Source organism: Shinella sp. OV683, assembly GCF_057787725.1.
The window spans coordinates 5,493,323-5,513,357 of record NZ_CM173543.1 but is presented as its reverse complement, the minus strand read 5'-3'; the positions used below and the strand labels follow the sequence as shown (position 1 = coordinate 5,513,357).

Sequence of the window (20,035 nt, the reverse complement as noted above, 5' to 3'; positions counted from 1 at the left end):
AATAGCGACGCCTTCTACACCTTGCGGGAGAGGTGGCCATGGGAGCAGTTCACGCCGAACGGCGGCTGGTTGCGATCCTCGCCGTCGACATTGTTGGTTATTCGCGACTCATCGAAGCCGACGAGACCCGCACCCTGGCAGCAATGAAGGCTTGGCGTTCCGAAATCTTCGATCCCTTTCTGGAAGATTATCGCGGACGCATCGTGAAGCTCATGGGCGATGGTGCGATCGTGGAATTCAGCTCCGTGGTCGACGCCGTCGCTTGCGCAGTCGCGTCGCAAAGTAAGCTCGCTGCACGCCAAGTGGATGTCGCATCCCAATATCGACTTCTCTTCCGCATGGGCATCAATCTCGGCGATGTAGTCATCGACGGGGATGATTTGCTGGGCGATGGCGTCAACGTCGCGGCTCGCCTTGAGCAGATGTGTGAGCCGGGAGGACTTTTCGTATCTGGCACTGCTTTTGATCATTTGCAGGGCAAGTTCGAATTGCCGCTGGAATTCATCGGCGAGCAGCATGTGAAGAACATCCAGCGGCCTGTCCGTGTCTACCGGGTGAGGTTCGAGGGAAATGCGCGGCTTCGGCGCTTCAACGTCAGAAGCTTTCGCAGTTGGACAATTCCGGCAGCTTTGGCCCTCCTGCTCCTGATCGTCGTTCCCGCAGTATGGCTGGCCCAGAGGCGCGAGAGTGCCGACGCGGCGTCCGTTGCGCGGATGGCTTTTCCGCTACCGAAAAAACCCTCGATCGCCGTCCTGCCATTCGACAACCTCAGTTCTGATGCCGGGCAGAGCTATTTCGCCGACGGAATGACTGACGACCTTATCACTGAACTCTCAAAACTGTCTGGCATCTTCGTGATCGCGCGCAACTCTACCTTCACCTACAAGGACAAGCCCACCAAGGTGCAGGAGGTGGCCAAGGAACTGGGCGTCCATTACATCCTGGAGGGCAGCGTACGTCGAGAGGGAAACCATGTCCGGGTCAACGCCCAATTGATTGATGCGATTGACGGACACCACCTCTGGGCTGAGCGCTATGATGGTGAAATGAGCGGCGTCTTCGGGCTGCAGGATAGAGTGATAGGACAGATCGTGTCGACGCTCTCCGTGAAGTTGACGAGTGCTGAACAGGGCGTAGCAACAGTACCGGAAACGACGAATCCGCAAGCCTACGATACTTTACTACGAGGCTGGGATCATCTTCGCCGGGACAGCGAGTCGGAAACGGTCACGGCCGCCCTATTCTTCCAGAAGGCTATAGTGCTCGATCGGAACTACAGCCGCGCCTATGCGTCGCTGGCGGCTGCAAACTGGAGGATTAGCGTCTCATCCTGGGATGTTGCCCGTAGAGAGAACGCTTCCAAGAACCTAGACAGAAATATTGCAAAAGCCATGGAGAAGCCGACGCCGCTTGCCTATGCGATATCGGCGCAATTGCTTGCTCAACAGGGGCGTTATGACGACGCATTCGCTGCCATCGACCGGGCGATGAAGCTTGCGCCGAATGATCCCGACAACCAAGTCAGCATGGCGCGGATTCTCAACGCGACGGGACATGCGGCGGAGGCGGAACAGCAAGTCCGCCTGGCGATGAGAATCGACCCCCATCCCCCGCAGGCAACGCTGCGTATGCTCGCAATCTCGTTCTTCTCCCAGGGAAAATACGACGAAGCCGTCAACTCCCTTAAACGCGTGATCGAAAAAAAGTCTGATATACTAGCGGATTACGCCACGCTGATATCGAGCTACGGGCACCTCGGACGCACTGATGGCATTCAGGCACTGATCGACAAGTACAACAAGTTAGCTATGTCCTCCTACTCCGATCCGCTCACTGTCCAGGAAAGTGCGTTTGGTTGGTATGGTAGCGTGTTCAGCTATCATAGGCCGTACATTACCCGCCTGCAGGATGGACTCCGCAAGGCTGGAGTGCCCGAGGGGGCTGGTACCGACCTCGCCCTTGACGACTACGTCAAGTTCATGAGGCTGACGAAGGGCGAACTCAGTATCGACAAAACGATAAAAATCGATGTGACGGAAGCAAGGGCGCTGCTCGCACGCGGCGTGCTCTTCATCGACGTGCGTGCCCCGTTCAACTATGACAATGGCCATATCCCCCAGGCCATCAACTTATCGCTGGTCACCGGCCTGTCGAAGGAAAACCTCGCCAAGGTGGCGGGCAAGCAAGACGAGGTCGCCTTCTATTCCCAGGGCAAAAGTTCCCCCTATTCCGCCTATGCTTCGGCCAAGGCGATTGCCTGGGGTTACACGCACATCTACTATTTTGCCGGCGGATTTTTGGAGTGGAGCGACGAGGGCTATCCTCTTGTGATCGAGGTCAAGAGGTAGCTTGGGCAGGAATTGCCACATAAAACCACATGAGTTGTCAAACGCCATCCGCGATCTCAGCGGCTGCTACTTGGCGTGTTCCGGACATCACCGCAGTGCCGCTGTTGGCGCAAAGCAGACCCCGATTTACACGATGGATTAGCTATAGGCCGTGACGGGGGTTTCTCACAACATCAACCGATCGACTTCGGCGTTACAAACCGATCGAGCGAGCCGGTTTCCGCTGCGATGTCAGCCCAGGATTCGACCTCGAACGACAGCACAGCAATCGCGGCCGTCGGATATTTCTCGCGCATGCGCTTGCCAGCATCGCCGCCGAGATCCTTCATCAGCATCCGCGCAAGCTCTTCCAGCCCCGGATTGTGGCCGACAAGCATCAGCGTACCCACAGACGCGTCGACGCCGTGAATGACATCGAGCAGCCTCTCCGCCGACGCCGCATAAATCTCTTTGGTGTTGCGCGCCTCGATCGGACCTTTCATGGCCCGAAGCGCGCGGCTCCAGGTCTCCTGCGCCCGCCTTGCCGTCGAGACCAGAACCAGATCCGGCTGCAGGCGCGCCTTGGCGAGATAATGGCCGATAACCGGTGCTGCCCTCCGACCGCGATCCGCCAGCGGCCGTTCATGATCTTCCAGGCCTTCCGACCAGGAGGACTTCGCATGACGAAAAAGAATGAGACGCTTACGCTTGCTTGATTTGATCATGACCGGAAAAAGGCACTGGGAAATTGGAATTGTCTCAGCCTAGCAGGTTTTTGCAACCCGTCAGGTAAAAATTGCTGCATTGCGACCTATATGCAAGATTGTGCTTTGCACATCAGCGGGACATTGCGTTCCCGATCCCACCATTTCGCGCGCCTCGCGCATATCCGCCAAACAATCGGAGTTGATACATGTCCGCTCAAACCCATCTTACCCTCAATGATGGACGAACGATCCCGCAGGTCGGGCTCGGCGTCTGGCAGACGCCCAATGACACCGCCACCCCCGCAGTCAAAGCCGCGCTCGATGCCGGCTACCGCCACATCGATACGGCGGCCATCTACGGCAACGAAGACGGGGTCGGCGCCGGCATCCGTGCCTCCGGCGTCGCACGTGGCGATATTTTCCTGACCACCAAGATCTGGAACGAGGCACAAGGCTATGACTCGACGCTGAAGGCCGCGCGAGAGAGCCTGAAGCGGCTCGGCACCGACTATGTCGACCTGTTGCTGATCCACTGGCCCTCGCCCCGCCGCAATCTCTATCTCGAAACCTGGAAGGCGCTGATCCAGTTGCAGAAGGACGGCTTGGCAAAATCCATCGGCGTCTCCAATTTCGGTGCCGAGCATCTGGAGCGGATCATCGCCGACACGGGCGTCACCCCTGTACTTAACCAGATCGAGCTTCATCCGGATTTCGAGCAGCACGAACTGCGCAAGATACATGGCCGGCTCGGCATTTCGACAGAATCCTGGAGTCCGCTCGGCCAAGGAAAGTTGCTCGACAATCCGGTGATCGGCAAGATTGCCGCCAAGCACGGCCGCACGCCGGCGCAGACAATCGTCCGCTGGCACATCCAGAACGGCCTGATCGTCATTCCGAAATCGGTTACGCCAAGCCGGATCGTCGAGAATTTCAAGGTCTTCGATTTTGAACTTGACGAGAGCGATCTCGAGACCATCGCTAAGCTCGACGACCCCAACGGCCGCATCGGCCCCAACCCGATGACCGCATCGTTCTGACCGATCGGGCTAGCGGACAGCCGTGATGATATGGGCGCGGATCTTGCCCTGAATAGCCCCGTGGCCGAACCGCTTCTCCAGCGCTTCGGCCACACCTTCAGTGACCTCCTGAAGCTGGCCCGGCGCACGCGCCTCGATCTCGCCGCTGAGTGGATTGCCCTGACAGTAGGCCGTTGCGGCATGCAGTGCCGAGGTGGCCGTGCTGATCTCGTCCACCGTCTCGGTATCCACTGACGCAAAACCCGCAGCGTCGAGTTCGCCGCTGATGACCTTCAGGTCGTGGTATCCATGTGGCACGCGCGACATGAACCGTGGCGGATCATCCGGAAACCGGTTCGCCAGCGCCTCACTCACGGTGGTGATAAATTCATTTGAATCGAGCCTGTCCCAGACGGCGAAGATATAGTTTCCGCCAGGCCTGAGAACGCGGCGTGCCTCGCGATAACCCTGCACCTTGTCGGGAAAGAACATCACGCCGAACTGGCAGGCAACAGCGTCGAATGACTGATCCTCGAACGGTAAGGCAAGCCCGTCAGCCTGCCTCCAGGTCATGACGCTGCCGGCACTTTGCTTGACAATCGCGACATCGAGCATCGCTTGATTGAGGTCGGTGGCGGTGATGTGCACGTCAGGGCCGAGACTGACGGCCATTGCCCGCGTCAGCACCCCGGTGCCTGCAGCGACCTCCAGCACATCACGTGGTTTGAGCTCGGCCAGGCGTTTGGCGATCTCCACCGCATAAGGCTCAAAAATCATCGGCACCAGGAAATTTTCATAGATAGCCGGTATGCCGCCGGCAAACACCTTGTCTGCGCCCGTCATGGAATTTCTCCGTCGAAGACCCCTCATCCTGTGGGGCTGGCCGAAACGAGCATACCTTGCAAACGCCAAGGGCGGAAGCAATCGCTTCCGCCCTTTTCGATATTCCAAAAATCCAGCACTATGAACGCCGAGAGCCTGGGCTCACGGCGCGACTTTAGCTCCAGTCGCGGATATCGACGAAATGGCCCTCGATCGCCGCTGCGGCGGCCATCGCCGGCGAGACGAGATGGGTGCGGCCCTTAAAACCCTGGCGGCCTTCGAAATTGCGGTTCGAGGTCGAGGCGCAACGCTCGCCCGGCTTCAGCCGGTCGTCGTTCATCGCCAGGCACATCGAGCAGCCCGGCTCGCGCCATTCGAAACCAGCAGCCAGGAAGATCTTGTCGAGGCCTTCGGCTTCCGCCTGCTCCTTCACGAGACCCGAACCCGGCACGATCATGGCGTTGACGGTCGATGCCACAGTCTTGCCTTCGACCACCTTGGCGACTTCGCGCAGGTCCTCGATGCGGCCGTTGGTGCAGGAGCCGATGAACACTCGATCAACCGCAATATCGGTGATCGGCGTGCCGGGCTTCAGGCCCATGTAATCGAGCGCGCGCCACTTCGACGTCCGCTTGTTTTCGTCGGCGATCTCGTCGGGGTTGGGAACCACGCCCTGTACCGAGATCACGTCTTCCGGCGACGAACCCCAAGAAACGATCGGCGGCAGGTCGGCGGCATTCAGCACGACGACGCGATCATAATGAGCGCCTTCGTCCGTCTTCAACGTCTTCCAGTACTCGATCGCCGCTTCGAGCTCTTCGCCCTTCGGCGCGCGCGGACGACCCTTGATATATTCGAAGGTCTTCTCATCGGGCGCGATCAGGCCGGCGCGGGCGCCGCCTTCGATCGTCATGTTGCAGACGGTCATGCGGCCTTCCATCGACAGCGCGCGGATCGCTTCGCCGGCAAATTCGATGACGCTGCCAGTGCCGCCGGCGGTACCGATCTCGCCGATGATGGCCAGGATGATGTCCTTGGCGGTGACGTGGTCGGGCAGGACGCCATCGACACGCACCAGCATGTTCTTGGCCTTCTTCTGGATCAGCGTCTGGGTGGCCAGCACATGCTCGACTTCCGACGTACCGATGCCATGCGCGAGCGCCCCGAAGGCACCATGGGTCGAGGTGTGGCTGTCGCCGCAGACGATGGTCATGCCCGGCAGGGTAAAGCCTTGCTCGGGGCCGACGATGTGGACGATGCCTTGGCGCTTGTCGTGCTCGGAATAGTATTCGACACCGAACTCGGCGGCATTGGTCGCCAGCGCCTCGACCTGGATGCGGCTTTCCTCGTTCTTGATGCCCTCATAGCGGTCGAGCGTGGTCGGCACATTGTGGTCGACGACGGCGAGCGTCTTCTGCGGTGCGCGCACCGTGCGGTGGGTCATGCGAAGACCCTCGAACGCCTGCGGACTTGTCACCTCGTGAACGAGATGACGATCGATATAGAGAAGACAGGTGCCGTCGGCCTGCTGGTCGACGACGTGGTCGTCCCAGATCTTGTCATAGAGTGTGCGAGGTGCGCTCATTGGATTCACCATGGAAATACGATTGATGGTTTTGGAAGATATGTGGGGCAGCCGATCGCCGCCAGCAAGCCCTAGCGAAGGTGGGCGGTCGCAAGGCCGGAGAGCTCGGCAAAAAACCGCGCCGGCAGACGCTTGCGGTCCTGCAGCACGAAGAGATGGTTTTGTGCGGTTCTCTGCCTCATGGCGTCGCCATTAGCATTTTTTGGATGGGGGGGCAATGGAGGAGTTGCCGCCTCAATGGACCGGCGTGGCTTCCTTGACCGCTGGCCGGTTGACCAGCTTTGCAGCCTCGATCACCAGAGGCTGCAATCCTTCGCCGCCAGCATCGACATGCGCAAAGAACGCGCTACGCATGCGCGGTTCCCAGAACTTGTTGATATGGTTGGCCACGCCCTTGGCGCGCTCGGCTTCCGGCTGGGAGCTGAAGAACGTGGCAATCTGGTTTGCCATGCGGACGAGTTTATCAGGCTGCATCGGCCTTTGCTCCCATTTTGATCCGGTCCGAGCCGGTGAATATTTCATAATCTTCGCCGCGCGCCAGCGCCACCAATGTCATGCCGGCGCGCGTCGCCATGTCGATGGCGAGCGCGGTCGGCGCCGAGATGCCTATCAGCATGCCGCTGCCGAGTTTGGCTGACTTCTGGATCAGCTCGACCGAGAGCCGCGAGGTCATGATGACGGCACCCTCAGAGCCCCCAACCCCACTACGGGCGAGATGACCGATCAGCTTGTCCAACGCATTGTGCCGGCCGACATCCTCGCGGACGGCGATCATGCCCTTGCCCGGAATGTAGAATCCGGCCGCATGCACGGCACGTGTCTCAGCATTCAGCGGCTGGTTGGCCGACAGCGATGCCATGGCATCTGCGATATCGGCTTGTGACATCGCCAGGACAACGTCGGAGACATCTGCCGCCGGCTTCAGCGCTTCCTCGATCGATTCCACACCGCAAAGCCCGCAACCGACCGGGCCGGCCTTGGCCCGCCTGCGGGCGCGCAATGTCATGTCGACATCGTCCTTGAGGCTGATCTGCAGGTCGATGCCGCCTGAGGCTTGCTCGACGGCAATTTCGGTGACCTCATTGATCGAGCCAATAATGCCTTCCGACAGTGAAAAGCCGATGGCGAAATCTTCGAGATCGGCCGGGCTCGCCATCATCACCGCTTCCGTCGAACCGCCATAGGAGAGCGCGATCGCAGCCTCTTCGGCGACGATGCGATAGCCGCTGGAGAGGACGGCGTTCTTGAAGATGACTTCAGGGACTCTCTTGGACGTTTTGATTGTCATATCTGCCCCTCATCCGCCTACCGGCACCTTCTCCCCGTTGAAACGGGGAGAAGGTACCTGTGGCAGTGTCGGTGCCCCATCGTCCCCTCGCCCCGCTTGCGGGGAGAGGGCTAGGGTGAGGGGCAAATGATCAATCTGCAAGGGCAAAGTTTACTCCGCAGCTTCCAGCTTGCCGACGATGCGGCGCGACTGGCGGGAAAGCTCGCTATAGTCTTCCTGCCATTCCGACGGACCGTTGGAGGGCGAGATCTGCACCGCCGTCACCTTGTATTCCGGGCAATTGGTCGCCCAGTCCGAGAAGTCGGTGGTGATGACATTGGCCTGCGTGTCGGGATGGTGGAAGGTCGTATAGACCACGCCCGCCGCCACCTTGTCGGTGATCAGGGCCTGCAGCGACGTCTCGCCGGCACGCGATGCGAGCCGCACCCAGTTGCCGTCGCGAATGCCACGCAATTCGGCGTCATGCGGATTGATTTCCAGCCGATCCTCGGCATGCCAGGCGACATTGCCGGTACGCCGCGTCTGGGCGCCGACATTGTACTGGCTGAGCACGCGGCCGGTGGTGAGCAGCAGCGGGAAGCGCGGACCGGTCTTTTCGTCCGTCGCCACATATTCGGTGCGGATGAACTTGCCCTTGCCGCGCACGAAGCCGTTGACATGCATGATCGGCGACCCCTCGGGGAACTTCTCGTTGCATGGCCACTGCACCGAGCCCAGCTTCTCCAGATAGTCGTAGGACACCAGTGCAAAGCTCGGCGTCGTCGCGGCAATCTCGTCCATGATCTGCGAGGGGTGGGTATAGTTCCAGGCCAGCCCCATCGCCTTGGCCAGTTCCTGGGTGACTTCCCAATCGGCATAGCCGTTCTTCGGGCTCATCACCTTGCGGACGCGATTGATGCGGCGTTCGGCATTGGTGAATGTGCCGTCCTTTTCGAGGAAGGTCGAACCCGGCAGGAACACATGCGCATAATTGGCGGTTTCGTTGAGGAACAGGTCCTGGACAACAACGCATTCCATCGCGGCCAGACCGGCAGAAACGTGCTTGGTGTCCGGGTCGGACTGGAGGATATCCTCACCCTGGATATAGATACCCCGGAACGTACCATCGACGGCGGCATCCAGCATGTTGGGGATGCGCAGGCCCTGTTCAGCCGAGAGTTCGACGCCCCAGAGTTTTTCGAAGATCGCACGCGTCGCGTCATCAGAGACGTGACGATAGCCGGGGAATTCGTGCGGGAACGAGCCCATGTCACAGGAGCCCTGGACATTGTTCTGGCCGCGCAGCGGGTTCACACCGACGCCAGGACGACCGATATTGCCGGTGGCCATTGCCAGGTTGGCGATGGCCATGACTGTGGTGGAGCCCTGGCTGTGCTCGGTAACACCGAGGCCGTAATAGATCGCGCCATTGCCGCCACGGGCAAACAGCCGCGCCGCGCCGCGGATCAATTCGGCATCGACACCGGAATAGGCTTGGATCGCCTCTGGGCTGTGGCGTTCTTCCGAAACGAACTCGGCCCAATCCTGGAATTCCGACCAGTCGCAACGCTCGCGGATGAAGGCCTCATCATAGAGGCCCTCGGTGACGATGACATGGGCGAGCGCGGTGACGACAGCGACATTGGTGCCGGGCTTCAGCGGCAGATGGTAGTCGGCCTTGACGTGGGCCGTCGAGACAAGCTCGGTCTTGCGCGGATCGACGACGATCAGCTTGGCGCCCTGGCGCAGGCGCTTCTTGAGACGCGAGGCGAATACCGGATGGCCTTCGGTCGGGTTGGCGCCGATGACGATGACGACGTCGGTCTGTTCGACCGAATCGAAATCCTGCGTGCCGGCCGAAGTGCCGAATGTCTGGCCGAGGCCGTAGCCGGTCGGCGAATGGCAGACGCGGGCACAGGTATCGACATTGTTGTTGCGGAAGCCCGAGCGGATGAGCTTCTGCACCAGATAGGTTTCTTCATTGGTGCAGCGCGACGAGGTGATGCCGCCGATCGAGTCGCGTCCATATTGATACTGGATGCGGCGGAACTCGGAAGCGGTATGCGCAAGCGCTTCTTCCCAGGTCACCTCGCGCCACGGATCGGAAATCTTTTCGCGAATCATCGGATTGAGGATGCGGTCCTTATGGGTCGCATAGCCCCAGGCGAACCGGCCCTTGACGCAGGAATGGCCACGGTTGGCCTTGCCATCCTTCCAAGGCACCATGCGCACCAGTTCTTCGCCCCGCATCTCGGCCTTGAAGGAACAACCGACGCCGCAATAGGCGCAGGTGGTGACTTCCGAATGTTCCGGCTGACCGATTTCGATGACGGATTTTTCAATAAGCGTCGCGGTCGGGCAGGCCTGCACGCAGGCGCCGCAGGAAACGCACTCGGAAGACAGAAAATCCTCGCTCATTCCGGCCGACACGCGGCTGTCGAAACCGCGGCCCGAAATCGTCAGGGCGAACGTGCCCTGCACTTCCTCGCAGGCACGGACACAGCGCGAGCAGACGATGCACTTGGCGGGATCATAGGTGAAATACGGATTGGATTCGTCCTTCGGCATCCATTTGAGATTGGCTTCGCCATTGGAGCGCGCCGTGACATGGTTCTCGCCTTCGTAGCCATAGCGCACGTCGCGCAGGCCGACAGCGCCGGCCATGTCCTGCAGCTCGCAGTCGCCATTGGCTGCGCAGGTCAGACAGTCCAAGGGATGGTCGGAGATATAAAGCTCCATCACGCCCTTGCGGATGTCCTTCAAGCGGCTCGTCTGGGTATGGACCTTGAGGCCAGGTGCAACCGGCGTGGTGCAGGAGGCGGGCGTGCCGGCCCGGCCCTCGATCTCGATGAGGCAGAGCCGACAGGAGCCGAAGGCGTCCATCATGTCCGTGGCACAGAGTTTGGGAATTTCGATGCCGGCATCCATGGAGGCGCGCATGATCGAAGTACCTTCCGGCACGGTGATCTCGCGATCATCGATCATCAGGGTAACCATCTTCTCGGATTTCGAGGCAGGCGTACCAAAGTCGATTTCGTGAATAAGGCCCATGATACTACTCCGCTGCCTGAAGGGTCGCTGCCGGACGGAAGTCATCCGGGAAGTGGGTGATGGCACTCATGACCGGATAGGGCGTGAACCCGCCCAAGGCGCAGAGCGAACCGAATTTCATCGTGTTGCTGAGATCCTTGACCAGCGCGAGGTTCTTCTCGGGCTCGATACCGGCAACGATCTTGTCGATGGTCTCGGCGCCGCGCGTCGAGCCGATGCGGCAAGGCGTGCATTTGCCGCAGGATTCGACCGCACAGAACTCGAAGGCGAACTTGGCCTGCGCCGCCATGTCAGCGGTATCGTCAAACACGACGATGCCGGCATGGCCAATGAGGCCGTCCCGCGCCGCGAAGGCTTCGTAGTCAAACGGCGTATCGAACAGCGACACCGGGAAATAGGCGCCCAGGGGACCGCCGACCTGCACCGCCTTGACCGGCCGGCCGCTTGCGGTGCCGCCGCCAATGTCGTTGATGATCGCGCCGAGCGTCAGCCCGAATGCCACCTCGTAGAGACCGCCATGTCGGACGTTGCCAGCGATCTGGATCGGGATCGTGCCGCGCGAGCGGCCCATGCCGAAATTCTTGTAGAACTCGGCGCCGCGCTCCATGATCACGGGCACGGAGGCCAGCGAGATGACATTGTTGACCACCGTGGGCTTGCCGAGGAAGCCCTCGAGCGCCGGCAGCGGCGGCTTGGCGCGGACGATGCCGCGCTTGCCTTCGAGCGAGTTGAGCAGCGCCGTTTCTTCGCCGCAGACATAGGCACCCGCACCGGCCCGCACTTCCATGTCGTAGGCCTTGCCGGAACCGAGAACGGAGCTGCCGAGTACGCCTGCCTTGCGGGCGATCTCGATCGCCTCGCTCATGATCAGGATCGCGTTCGGATATTCCGAGCGCGTATAGATGTAACCCTTGGTCGCGCCGACTGCGATGCCGGCGATTGCCATGCCTTCGATCAGCACGAAAGGGTCGCCTTCCATGATCATCCGGTCAGCGAATGTGCCGCTGTCGCCCTCGTCGGCATTGCAGACGATGTATTTCTGCGGGCCGGCGGCGTCATGCACCGTCTTCCACTTGATGCCGGTCGGGAAGCCTGCGCCGCCGCGACCGCGCAGGCCGGAATCGGTGACTTCCTTGACCACCTCGGCGCCGCTCATCGAAATGGCGCGTTCAAGACCCTTCAAGCCGCCCAGCGCCTTGTAGTCTTCCAGCGACAGCGGATCGGTGATACCGCAACGGAAGAAGGTCAGGCGCGTCTGGTTCTTGAGCCAGGAAATTTCCTCTGTCAGCCCATGGCCAAGCGCATGGCTCTTGCCGTCCAGCATTCCTGCATCCAGCAGAGCAGCGACATCGCGTGCCCTGACCGGCCCATAGGCGACCCGACCCGCCGGCGTCTCGACCTCGACCAGCGTCTCCAGCCAGTGCAGGCCACGCGAGCCGTTGCGGACGACATTGGCATCGAGGTTGCGAGTGGCGATTTCGGTCTCGAAAGCCTTGGCGACCTTGTCGGCGCCAACGGCGAGTGCGGCGGAATCACGGGGAACGAAAATCTTGGTGGTCATGCACGCACCTCCTTCAAGAGGGCAGTGAGTTCGTCGCGGTCGAGGCGGCCGTGGAGCTCACCGTCGACTTGCGCCGAGGGAGCGATGGAACAGAGCCCGAGACAGTAGACAGGCTCCAACGTCACCTTGCCGTCCGCCGCCGTCTCATGCCAATCGAGGTCGAGGGTCTTGCAGGCATGCTCGGCGAGCTCGCGCCCACCCATGGATTGGCAGGCTTCGGCGCGACAGATGCGTACGACGTGTTTGCCCGCCGGATGACTACGGAACTCATGATAGAACGTCACGACACCGTGCACTTCAGCCCGGGAGAGATTGAGTTCGCGGGCGATCAGCGGCAGGGCAGCTTCCGGCACATAGCCATAGTCTTCCTGCAGCGCATGCAGGATCGGCAAGAGCGGGCCTTCAAGCGATTTGAGCTCGTTGACGATTTCAAGCGTACGCTCGGACACGTCGTCTTTCACATGGATGTTCATCGGGCCTCCACCCTCGGCATAACCTCCGCGCGGGACCGGCAGATCACCGCCATTCCGCATTATGCCAGAAATATCAGGAAGTTTCATGGCGGAATCGGAACCCTGTCGATCACGCCGCATATTTTAGCGAATGATGGCGAGAGGGCAGCGAAAGGTCAATAACGTCGTTTCGTCGGTCGATAGAAATTTTCTATCGACTTGATCAGCAAAATAATGCGCAGCGTACTTTCCAATACAATTCGTATTGATGACTTGCAAAAGAAGCGTATAATTCAGAACATTCGAAACTTTCGAGGAATTCGCTATGAAAGTCTCATCTGCGGAATTTATCAAGAACTATGGCAGCCTGTCCGACAAGGCACTTCAGGAACCCGTGACGATCACCAGAAACGGCCGCGACCGGCTCGTGCTGATCTCGACCGAGGAATATGCGCGACTCAGGGCAAGTTATCGCCGCGCGATAAAGGTCGAAGATCTTTCCGACGAGGACATGGAGCTGATTTCTAAGGCCGAAGTACCAGCGGAATACGCCTATCTCGACGAACTTCTGAAGGACTGGAAGCCTGAAGAATGAGCTGGCCGGCACCAGTTCCCGGCATGGTCGTTCGCTATTCCTTCCTTTGGTCGATGGAGGCCGCTGAGTGCCGCGAAGAAAGGATGAAGGACAGGCCATGCGCAATAATACTTGCCACAAGCGACGTCGAAACCGGAACCCGGACACATATCCTGCCTATCACGCATACGCCACCTGCAAACCCGCGAGACGCCGTCGAGCTTCCGCAGCCGCTGAAAGCGCATCTTGGTCTGGATCCCGAGCGGTCATGGATCGTGCTTAACGAACTCAACGTATTCGTTTGGCCGGGCTATGATCCGCGACCGGTCGGACGAACCGCAAGCCCTGTATACGGCGTGCTTCCACCGACATTTTTCCGCCATTTGCGCGCACGCTTCGTTGCGCATCGAAATCCGGCTGTCACCAACCGCACCTAGCCTGCTATCCCAAACCCCGCGCCGCATTGAGCAGTGCCGACACCAGCGGCGTATTCGGATCCCGCTCCAGCGCCACCACACCAACGGAATGGCTGACCTCCGGCTCCACTAGCGGAATAACCACGACATCGTCGACAAAGCCGAATGACCGCACCGCCTCCAGCGGCATGATCGACGCCCATTGGCCGGTCAGCACATGCGTAAACAGCACGATCATCGAATTTGATTCGAGCCGCGGTGCGATCGTGGCTCCGGCATCTGCCATGTGCCGGTTGATGATGCGGCGGTTCTGCATGTCCGTGGTCAGCAGGCAGAGCGGCATTTGGCTGGCTTCCCGCCAGGTGATCGAGGCGCGATTGGCGGGTGCGGCCGCTTTTGCGGCCACCAGATGATAGCGTTCTTCAATCAGCGGCACGGTGACGACCCGGCCAAGCGGCTCGTTTTCCAGATAAGTGATGCCGATATCGGTCTCGAGATTTTCCAGCCGGCTCATAACCTGCAATGAGGTTGCCGACTGAATCGAGAAGGTGACGTCGGGATGCTTCGCCTGGAAGGGCGCAGTGATCTTGGGGATCAGCGACAATGCAGTCGGAATCGCCGCGATCCGTACATGCCCGGAAAGACCGGTGCGAGCCGCACGCATCTCCTCCTTCATCGTGCGGGCGTCGCCGACGATGCGCCGCGACCATTCCAGCACCCGCTGTCCCTCGGGCGTCAGTCCTTGATAACGCGAGCCGCGATTGACCAGCATGACGCCGAGTTCGTTTTCGAGCTGGCGGATGGCGGCTGAAAGCGTAGGCTGGGTGATGCCACACTCCTCGGCGGCACGACCGAAATGCTGCTCACGCGCCAGCGCCAGGAAAAACTGCAGCTTGTCGATCATCCCACTCACCTCCCAAGCCCAACGCGACTTGCAGGGGCAATTGCACCGGACTATAGGACGATTGCAAGATTCTCCTTCAAAAAGCCGACGATCTGCGCTATGGCGCAGGCACGTACAGTTAGTCTACCCAGAAGGCCTGACCCATGGACAAGTTCAATACGCTGACCGGCATTGCTGCGCCCTACCCCGTCATCAATATCGATACGGACATGATCATTCCGAAGGATTACCTGAAGACGATCAAGCGCACCGGCCTCGGCACCGGCCTGTTTGCCGAAGCGCGCTACAAGGACGATGGCTCGGAAAACCCCGACTTCGTGCTCAACAAGCCTGCCTATCGCCATTCGCAGATTTTGGTCGCGGGCGACAATTTCGGCTGCGGCTCTTCGCGCGAACATGCGCCCTGGGCGCTGCTGGATTTCGGCATTCGCTGCGTGATCTCCACCAGCTTCGCCGACATCTTCTACAACAACTGCTTCAAGAACGGCATCCTGCCGATTGTCGTCAAGCCGGACGAACTGGAAAAGCTTCTCGACGATGCAAGCCGCGGCTCCAACGCCACGCTCACCGTCGATCTCGAAGCCCAGGAAATCAAGGGCCCGGATGGCGGCACGATCAAGTTCGATATCGATCCCTTCCGCAAGCATTGCCTGCTCAACGGCCTCGACGATATCGGCCTGACGCTTGAAAAGGCCACCTCGATCGACACATACGAAAAGAAGGCTGCTGGCACCCACCCCTGGGCGGCCTGATTTAATCCTTGCAATAGAACAAATGGCCCGGATTTCCGAGCCATTTTCATTTTGGCCAGAGATTGCTCTCAGGCGACCTTCTTGCCCTGATCGATGAGCGACTGGCGGATCGCCACATCCGCCGGCGTGACCGCAAGCGCGCCAACCAGGGCCTTGAGCTTGGCACCATCAAGCGAATGCGGCGTATTCCACAGATAGCGCATTTCCAGCACTTCCCGGGCGATGCCATAAAACGGGCTGATCAGCCGGAACATCCACCAGGGCGCGGCGCCAAGCTTCATCTTCCGGCCTGTCGCCTTTTCCACGCTGCGCTTGAACTCGCTGCCATTCAGCGTGTGGCCTTCGAATGTGTAGGCGTCGAATACCGGCAGCGTATCGATCTTCTCGGCCAGCAGGACGAAGGCGTTGCCAAGGTCCGGCAGATAGGCAAGCGCATGCGGAATATTGGCGGGACCGGGCCAGGTGAAGGTGCCCTTGTTGACGCCCTTGATCATGAACAGGTCGAACCACGACCCGGTACCGGATGTGCCGTAGAAATCGCCGGCGCGCAGGATGACGGTCTTGGTGCCGTTGCGGCGGGCTTCATCTTCGAACATCCGCTCCATCTCGATGCGGATCTTGCCCTTGCGGGTTTCGGCGAACTGTCTTGTGTCCGGGCCGGCATTCACCGGAATGGCATGGCCATAGTTGTAGACATTGCCGATAAACAGATGTGGCACCCCATGCGCCTTGGCTGCAGCCATGACATTGCGCGCCATCGGCATCACCTTCTTGGCCCATTGATCATAGGGCGGGTTCAGGCCGTTGAAGATCAGGTCGACACCAGCCGTCGCGGCAATCAGTGCAGCCTCCGACATCGCATCGGCGGCACGGAACTCGACCTTGCCTTCAACGCCTTCGCAGCGACCGCTGCGAGTGACGGCGACGACGTCATGGCCCTGTGCGAGAAAGGCTTTGGCGACCTCATGGGCGATGCGGCCATTGGCTCCGAGAATTGCGATGCGCATGTCATTCACTCCATTTGGTGTTTGCTATGCGTCGGATATAATCGGTGTTTTTGTTATAATAAATTGACGTATTTTTATATCTTATATAACAATTGGCATATGAACGAACTCGACTGGAATCTCATCCGCACCTTCATCGCCGTCGCCGACAGCGGCAGCCTGTTGGCGGCGGCGGCAAAGCTCGGCGTCACCCAGCCGGGAGTGGGCCGGCACATCAATCAACTCGAAGAGGCTCTTGGCCTGACGCTGTTCATCCGCGGTCGCAGCGGCATGAAGCTGACCGATGCCGGCCTAGCGGTGCTCGATGACGCGCGCGCCATGCGCGCCGAGTTCGACCGCTTCATGCTGAAGGCCGGTGGCCATGACGAACGTGTGGCGGGTCCGGTGCGGATCACCGCGAGCCGCATCGTTTCGGTCTACATCCTGCCATCAATGCTGGCCCGATTGCGCGCCGCGGAGCCGGAACTGGAGATCGAGCTGGTGCCGGACAACGCGGTCGCCAACCTGCTGGCGCGCGATGCCGATATTGCCATCCGCATGGTCCGCCCGACCCAGAACGACCTGATCGCCACCAAGATCACCGATATTCCGCTCGGTGCCTTTGCCCATGTCGACTATCTCACCGCACATGGCACGCCGGACAGAATCGAGGATCTGAAGGGACATGCGGTCATCGGCTACGACCGGGAGGATCGCATTCTGCTCGCCATGCGGCAACTGGGCCTGCCGGCGGAGCGCTCGATGTTTGCCTTCAGGACGGATGACGAAGTGGCTGCACTGGAATTGGTCAAGGCAGGCGCCGGCATCGGCTTTGCACAGCTGCATCTGGCCGCGAAAATCCCGACGCTGCGGCGCGTGCTGCTCGATCTTGCTATTCCGTCGCTGCCTGTGTGGCTGTGCGCACATCAGGATCTCAAGACCAGCCGCCGGATTCGCCGGACGATGGATTTTCTGCAAGAGGAATTGAGGAAGCTGCCGGTATCAGGTAGTCACTGAATTTCGTTCGGCGAGACGACAGTGGCTTCGATCGCCTCGATATCATCGTCGGAGAGGCCGAAATGGTGGCCGATCTCATGGATCAGCACGTGGCTGATAATATCGCCAAGCGTCTCTTCATTTTCGGCCCAGTAATCGAGGATCGGCCGGCGATAGAGCGAAATTCGGTTCGGCAATTCGCCATTTTCGACCGAGAAACGCTCGGTGACGCCGCGGCCCTCGAACAGGCCCAGCAGGTCGAACGGGGTTTCCAGCGCCATGTCCTCAAACACGTCGTCGGACGGAAAGTCGGAGATTTCGATGATCAGGTCCTGACAGAGCGCACGGAAATGCTCGGGCAGCTGCCCATAGGCCTCACGGGCCAGTTGCTCGATTGCTTCCAATGTCGGGGCATATGCGTCCCGCCACTCGTCTGTCTGGTCTATACTGGCCATATCAACTCCTGTCCGCCCTATATAGAGAGTCCATCCGGCTTTTGCGAGCACGAAAACGGAGGCTGTTCAGGACGGTTTCGGCGGGATATCGAAATCGAAGCGGCGGGTTGGAAACGGTGCCAGGCGATGGCTGAAATGCCACCATTCGCGCCGATAGCCCGTGAAGCCACGCCGCGCCATGGCCTCGGCAAGCAGCAATCGAAGTTTGCGCGCATCTTCCGGTATGGCGACACTGTCGATATGGGCGCGCGGGTCGAAGAAGTCGAATGGCGTGCCAGATCAAGCGTCGTGAAGCTGTCCTTGGTGAGCCGAACCAGCGTCAGGTCAACGGTGCCGCCCGAGGAATGCGCGGACGCCTTGCCGATATAGCCCTCGGCGACCAGCCGGTTGCGCGGCACATTGGGATTATGATCGGGATCTGCCGGGCCGTTTTCCCAGGCCCATTCGACGAAGTGCTTCACCGCCTTGACCGGCCGGTAGCAATCGAGAACCTAGATAGCGTAGCCCTTGGGCATCAGATCACGCTGCACGGCCGCCAGCGCCTTTGCGGTCCGCTCCGTCAGAATGCATTCACCGGCGAGGTAGCCGGGCACCCGCGCGTGGGTAAAGTTGTTTTCACCCGCATAGCGCATGTCCTGCGCGATGGTCGGATCGATATCGGAGAGATAGACAAAACCCCGCGGCAACTCGGTCGCGAATGCCGCCGCTGTCAGAAAAGACGAGAAAACGCCGGCCACCAGGACGGTGGCCGGGCGAAAGTGCAAGAACATCAGACCCTTTTGACCAACCGGATCAGAAGTAGCAGGATGATCGCACCGATCGCTGCCGATATGATTGAGCCGATCCATCCGCCGCCAAGGCTGATGCCGATACGCGGAAACAGAAAGCCCGCGATAAAGGCGCCGACAATGCCGACGACGATGTTGCCGATCAGGCCGAAACCGTAACCCGTGACGATCAGCCCGGCCAGCCAGCCGGCGATAGCGCCGATAATAAGAAATATGAGAAGACTCTCGATGCCCATGATTGCTCCCTTGATGCTGTAGCGGAAACTGAACGCACTTCCCGCACTTTGGTTCCTCGCCCCCGCTGATATCACACGCCTAAGTACTCGACATGTCAAACTGATTTGTTGAGGATTGACTCGCGGGCAAATGATGAGGCTACAAGAGCACGACGATGGCAATGAAGACGATGGCAATTGCGGGCGCAGATTTCGACTGTCTCGATCTCGGCAGCGGCACTCCCGTGATCTTCCTGCACGGTGCGCTGGGCGACGTCCGAACCTTTGCGCCACATTGCGAGATTCTCGCCACGGGCTTCCGGGCGATCACCTATAGCCAGCGCTATTTCGGCACAAAGCCTTGGCCGGAAAACGGTCCCACCTTCGGCATCGAAACCCATGCGGCCGATCTCGTCGCTTTGGTCGAGGCGTTGGGCATCGGGCCGGTCCTTGTCGTGGCATGGTCCTATGCCGGGCACGCTGCCTTGCGGGCAGCACAAATGCGGTGTGACCTTTTCCGAGCGATGCTGATTTATGAAACCGGCTTCCAGACCTTCATGACCGACAAGGCGGAGATCGCAGCCTTCAAGGCTGACCTCAACGAGATGTTTGCGCCGATCCTTGCCGCAGCGAGCGAGGGCCGGTTGGAGGATGCCGCACGACTTGTGATCGATGGGTCGGCGGGCGAGGCAGGATATTTCGATCGACAATCGCAGCGCAGCCAGACTATCGAGCTTGAAAACGCGCACATGCTGCCGCTGCTGCTTAACCAGACGCCGCCGCCGCGCATCACAGCAGATGATCTCAAGGCATTGGATGTGCCCGCGACCATCGCCTGCGGCGAATGCTCACGCCCGGCCTACAGGCTCGTATCGGAAGCGGCAATGCGCATTCTACCCGGCCCGCACCATGTCGTCGCTGGCGCCAGCCATTTCTGGCCGGACGCCGAGCCCGCGGCGTTTTGTGGGTTGGTGAGGGATTGGGTGAATGCTCCGAGAGCATAAGGCCCGCTCATCCGGCCTTCGGCCACCTTCTCCCCGCTGGGGAGAAGAGGGATAGTGTCTAAAGCCGCCCAAGGTGGGCATCACCCAAAGCGCAGGAGTGATTGACGCAAAACAGGGCAACAAACCGGTCTTCTCCCCTTGGGGAGAAGGTGGCCCG

General features: G+C 60.0%; 20 protein-coding genes. 6 read left to right on the top strand and 14 right to left on the bottom strand.

Features of this window, described 5'->3' with window-relative positions; all coding sequences use genetic code 11:
- Positions 1–38: 38 nt before the first annotated feature.
- Entirely contained in the window at positions 39–2,348 is a 2,310-nt protein-coding gene (locus ACXHRN_RS26700) for a rhodanese-like domain-containing protein (protein WP_488639285.1), read from the top strand.
- Positions 2,349–2,521: 173 nt separating this feature from the next.
- Here the strand turns inward: ACXHRN_RS26700 and ACXHRN_RS26695 are convergent, their stop codons facing one another.
- On the bottom strand, positions 2,522–3,052 hold the full coding sequence (locus ACXHRN_RS26695; RefSeq protein ID WP_488639284.1) for a SixA phosphatase family protein: 531 nt from the start codon (positions 3,050–3,052) through the stop codon (positions 2,522–2,524).
- A 188-nt stretch (positions 3,053–3,240) separates the two neighbouring features.
- On the opposite strand from ACXHRN_RS26695, the gene ACXHRN_RS26690 reads away from it, so the two are divergent.
- The gene (locus tag ACXHRN_RS26690; protein WP_488639283.1) at positions 3,241–4,071 is read left to right on the top strand and encodes an aldo/keto reductase; all 831 of its coding nucleotides are present in this window, start codon (positions 3,241–3,243) and stop codon (positions 4,069–4,071) included.
- 9 nt (positions 4,072–4,080) lie between these two features.
- Here the strand turns inward: ACXHRN_RS26690 and ACXHRN_RS26685 are convergent, their stop codons facing one another.
- The 7 genes from ACXHRN_RS26685 to ACXHRN_RS26655 all read right to left on the bottom strand — a co-directional run bounded on the left by ACXHRN_RS26685 (position 4,081) and on the right by ACXHRN_RS26655 (position 12,809).
- Entirely contained in the window at positions 4,081–4,893 is an 813-nt protein-coding gene (locus ACXHRN_RS26685; RefSeq protein WP_488639282.1) for a class I SAM-dependent methyltransferase, read from the bottom strand.
- Between the two features lie 154 nt (positions 4,894–5,047).
- Positions 5,048–6,457: a 3-isopropylmalate dehydratase large subunit gene (gene leuC, locus ACXHRN_RS26680; RefSeq protein ID WP_488639281.1), complete on the bottom strand. Its 1,410-nt coding sequence runs from the start codon at positions 6,455–6,457 to the stop codon at positions 5,048–5,050.
- Positions 6,458–6,691: 234 nt separating this feature from the next.
- Complete coding sequence (locus ACXHRN_RS26675) at positions 6,692–6,931, bottom strand: formate dehydrogenase subunit delta (protein WP_488639280.1); 240 nt, start codon at positions 6,929–6,931, stop codon at positions 6,692–6,694.
- On the bottom strand, positions 6,921–7,745 hold the full coding sequence (gene fdhD, locus ACXHRN_RS26670) for a formate dehydrogenase accessory sulfurtransferase FdhD (protein ID WP_488639279.1): 825 nt from the start codon (positions 7,743–7,745) through the stop codon (positions 6,921–6,923). The genes ACXHRN_RS26675 and fdhD overlap by 11 nt, the downstream gene beginning before the upstream one ends.
- A gap of 150 nt (positions 7,746–7,895) precedes the next feature.
- A complete protein-coding gene (fdhF, locus tag ACXHRN_RS26665; RefSeq protein ID WP_488639278.1) occupies positions 7,896–10,775 on the bottom strand; it encodes a formate dehydrogenase subunit alpha in 2,880 nt (959 codons plus the stop codon).
- 4 nt (positions 10,776–10,779) lie between these two features.
- A complete protein-coding gene (locus tag ACXHRN_RS26660) occupies positions 10,780–12,336 on the bottom strand; it encodes a formate dehydrogenase beta subunit (RefSeq protein ID WP_488639277.1) in 1,557 nt (518 codons plus the stop codon).
- Positions 12,333–12,809: a formate dehydrogenase subunit gamma gene (locus tag ACXHRN_RS26655; protein ID WP_488639276.1), complete on the bottom strand. Its 477-nt coding sequence runs from the start codon at positions 12,807–12,809 to the stop codon at positions 12,333–12,335. The genes ACXHRN_RS26660 and ACXHRN_RS26655 overlap by 4 nt, the downstream gene beginning before the upstream one ends.
- Positions 12,810–13,113: 304 nt before the next feature.
- Here ACXHRN_RS26655 and ACXHRN_RS26650 point away from each other — a divergent pair, with 304 nt between their 5' ends.
- A complete protein-coding gene (locus ACXHRN_RS26650) occupies positions 13,114–13,383 on the top strand; it encodes a type II toxin-antitoxin system prevent-host-death family antitoxin (protein WP_488639275.1) in 270 nt (89 codons plus the stop codon).
- Positions 13,384–13,803: 420 nt separating this feature from the next.
- Here ACXHRN_RS26650 and ACXHRN_RS26645 read toward each other — a convergent pair whose 3' ends face one another.
- Positions 13,804–14,682 carry a LysR family transcriptional regulator gene (locus ACXHRN_RS26645; RefSeq protein WP_488639274.1) on the bottom strand — a complete coding sequence of 293 codons (879 nt, stop codon included), beginning with the start codon at positions 14,680–14,682 and terminating at the stop codon, positions 13,804–13,806.
- Positions 14,683–14,825: 143 nt separating this feature from the next.
- On the opposite strand from ACXHRN_RS26645, the gene leuD reads away from it, so the two are divergent.
- Positions 14,826–15,434 (top strand): 3-isopropylmalate dehydratase small subunit, encoded by a 609-nt coding sequence (gene leuD / locus ACXHRN_RS26640; RefSeq protein WP_488639273.1) that lies wholly within the window; start codon positions 14,826–14,828, stop codon positions 15,432–15,434.
- Positions 15,435–15,502: 68 nt separating this feature from the next.
- Here leuD and ACXHRN_RS26635 read toward each other — a convergent pair whose 3' ends face one another.
- Positions 15,503–16,441: an NAD(P)H-binding protein gene (locus ACXHRN_RS26635; protein WP_488639272.1), complete on the bottom strand. Its 939-nt coding sequence runs from the start codon at positions 16,439–16,441 to the stop codon at positions 15,503–15,505.
- Positions 16,442–16,540: 99 nt separating this feature from the next.
- On the opposite strand from ACXHRN_RS26635, the gene ACXHRN_RS26630 reads away from it, so the two are divergent.
- Positions 16,541–17,437, top strand: coding sequence for a LysR family transcriptional regulator (locus ACXHRN_RS26630; protein ID WP_488639271.1), 897 nt, complete (start codon positions 16,541–16,543; stop codon positions 17,435–17,437).
- Here ACXHRN_RS26630 and ACXHRN_RS26625 read toward each other — a convergent pair.
- The 4 genes from ACXHRN_RS26625 to ACXHRN_RS26610 form a co-directional block, all read right to left on the bottom strand.
- Complete coding sequence (locus ACXHRN_RS26625) at positions 17,431–17,871, bottom strand: metallopeptidase family protein (protein WP_488639270.1); 441 nt, start codon at positions 17,869–17,871, stop codon at positions 17,431–17,433. The two genes, ACXHRN_RS26630 and ACXHRN_RS26625, sit on opposite strands and share 7 nt — an antisense overlap.
- A gap of 66 nt (positions 17,872–17,937) precedes the next feature.
- Positions 17,938–18,096 (bottom strand): M15 family metallopeptidase, encoded by a 159-nt coding sequence (locus ACXHRN_RS26620; protein WP_488642036.1) that lies wholly within the window; start codon positions 18,094–18,096, stop codon positions 17,938–17,940.
- 266 nt (positions 18,097–18,362) lie between these two features.
- Entirely contained in the window at positions 18,363–18,641 is a 279-nt protein-coding gene (locus ACXHRN_RS26615; RefSeq protein ID WP_488639269.1) for a hypothetical protein, read from the bottom strand.
- Positions 18,641–18,895 (bottom strand): GlsB/YeaQ/YmgE family stress response membrane protein, encoded by a 255-nt coding sequence (locus ACXHRN_RS26610; protein WP_488639268.1) that lies wholly within the window; start codon positions 18,893–18,895, stop codon positions 18,641–18,643. Before ACXHRN_RS26610 ends, ACXHRN_RS26615 begins: the two co-directional genes overlap by 1 nt.
- Before the next feature lie 155 nt (positions 18,896–19,050).
- Between ACXHRN_RS26610 and ACXHRN_RS26605 the strand changes: the two genes are divergently transcribed.
- A complete protein-coding gene (locus ACXHRN_RS26605) occupies positions 19,051–19,878 on the top strand; it encodes an alpha/beta fold hydrolase (protein ID WP_488639267.1) in 828 nt (275 codons plus the stop codon).
- Positions 19,879–20,035: the final 157 nt, after the last annotated feature.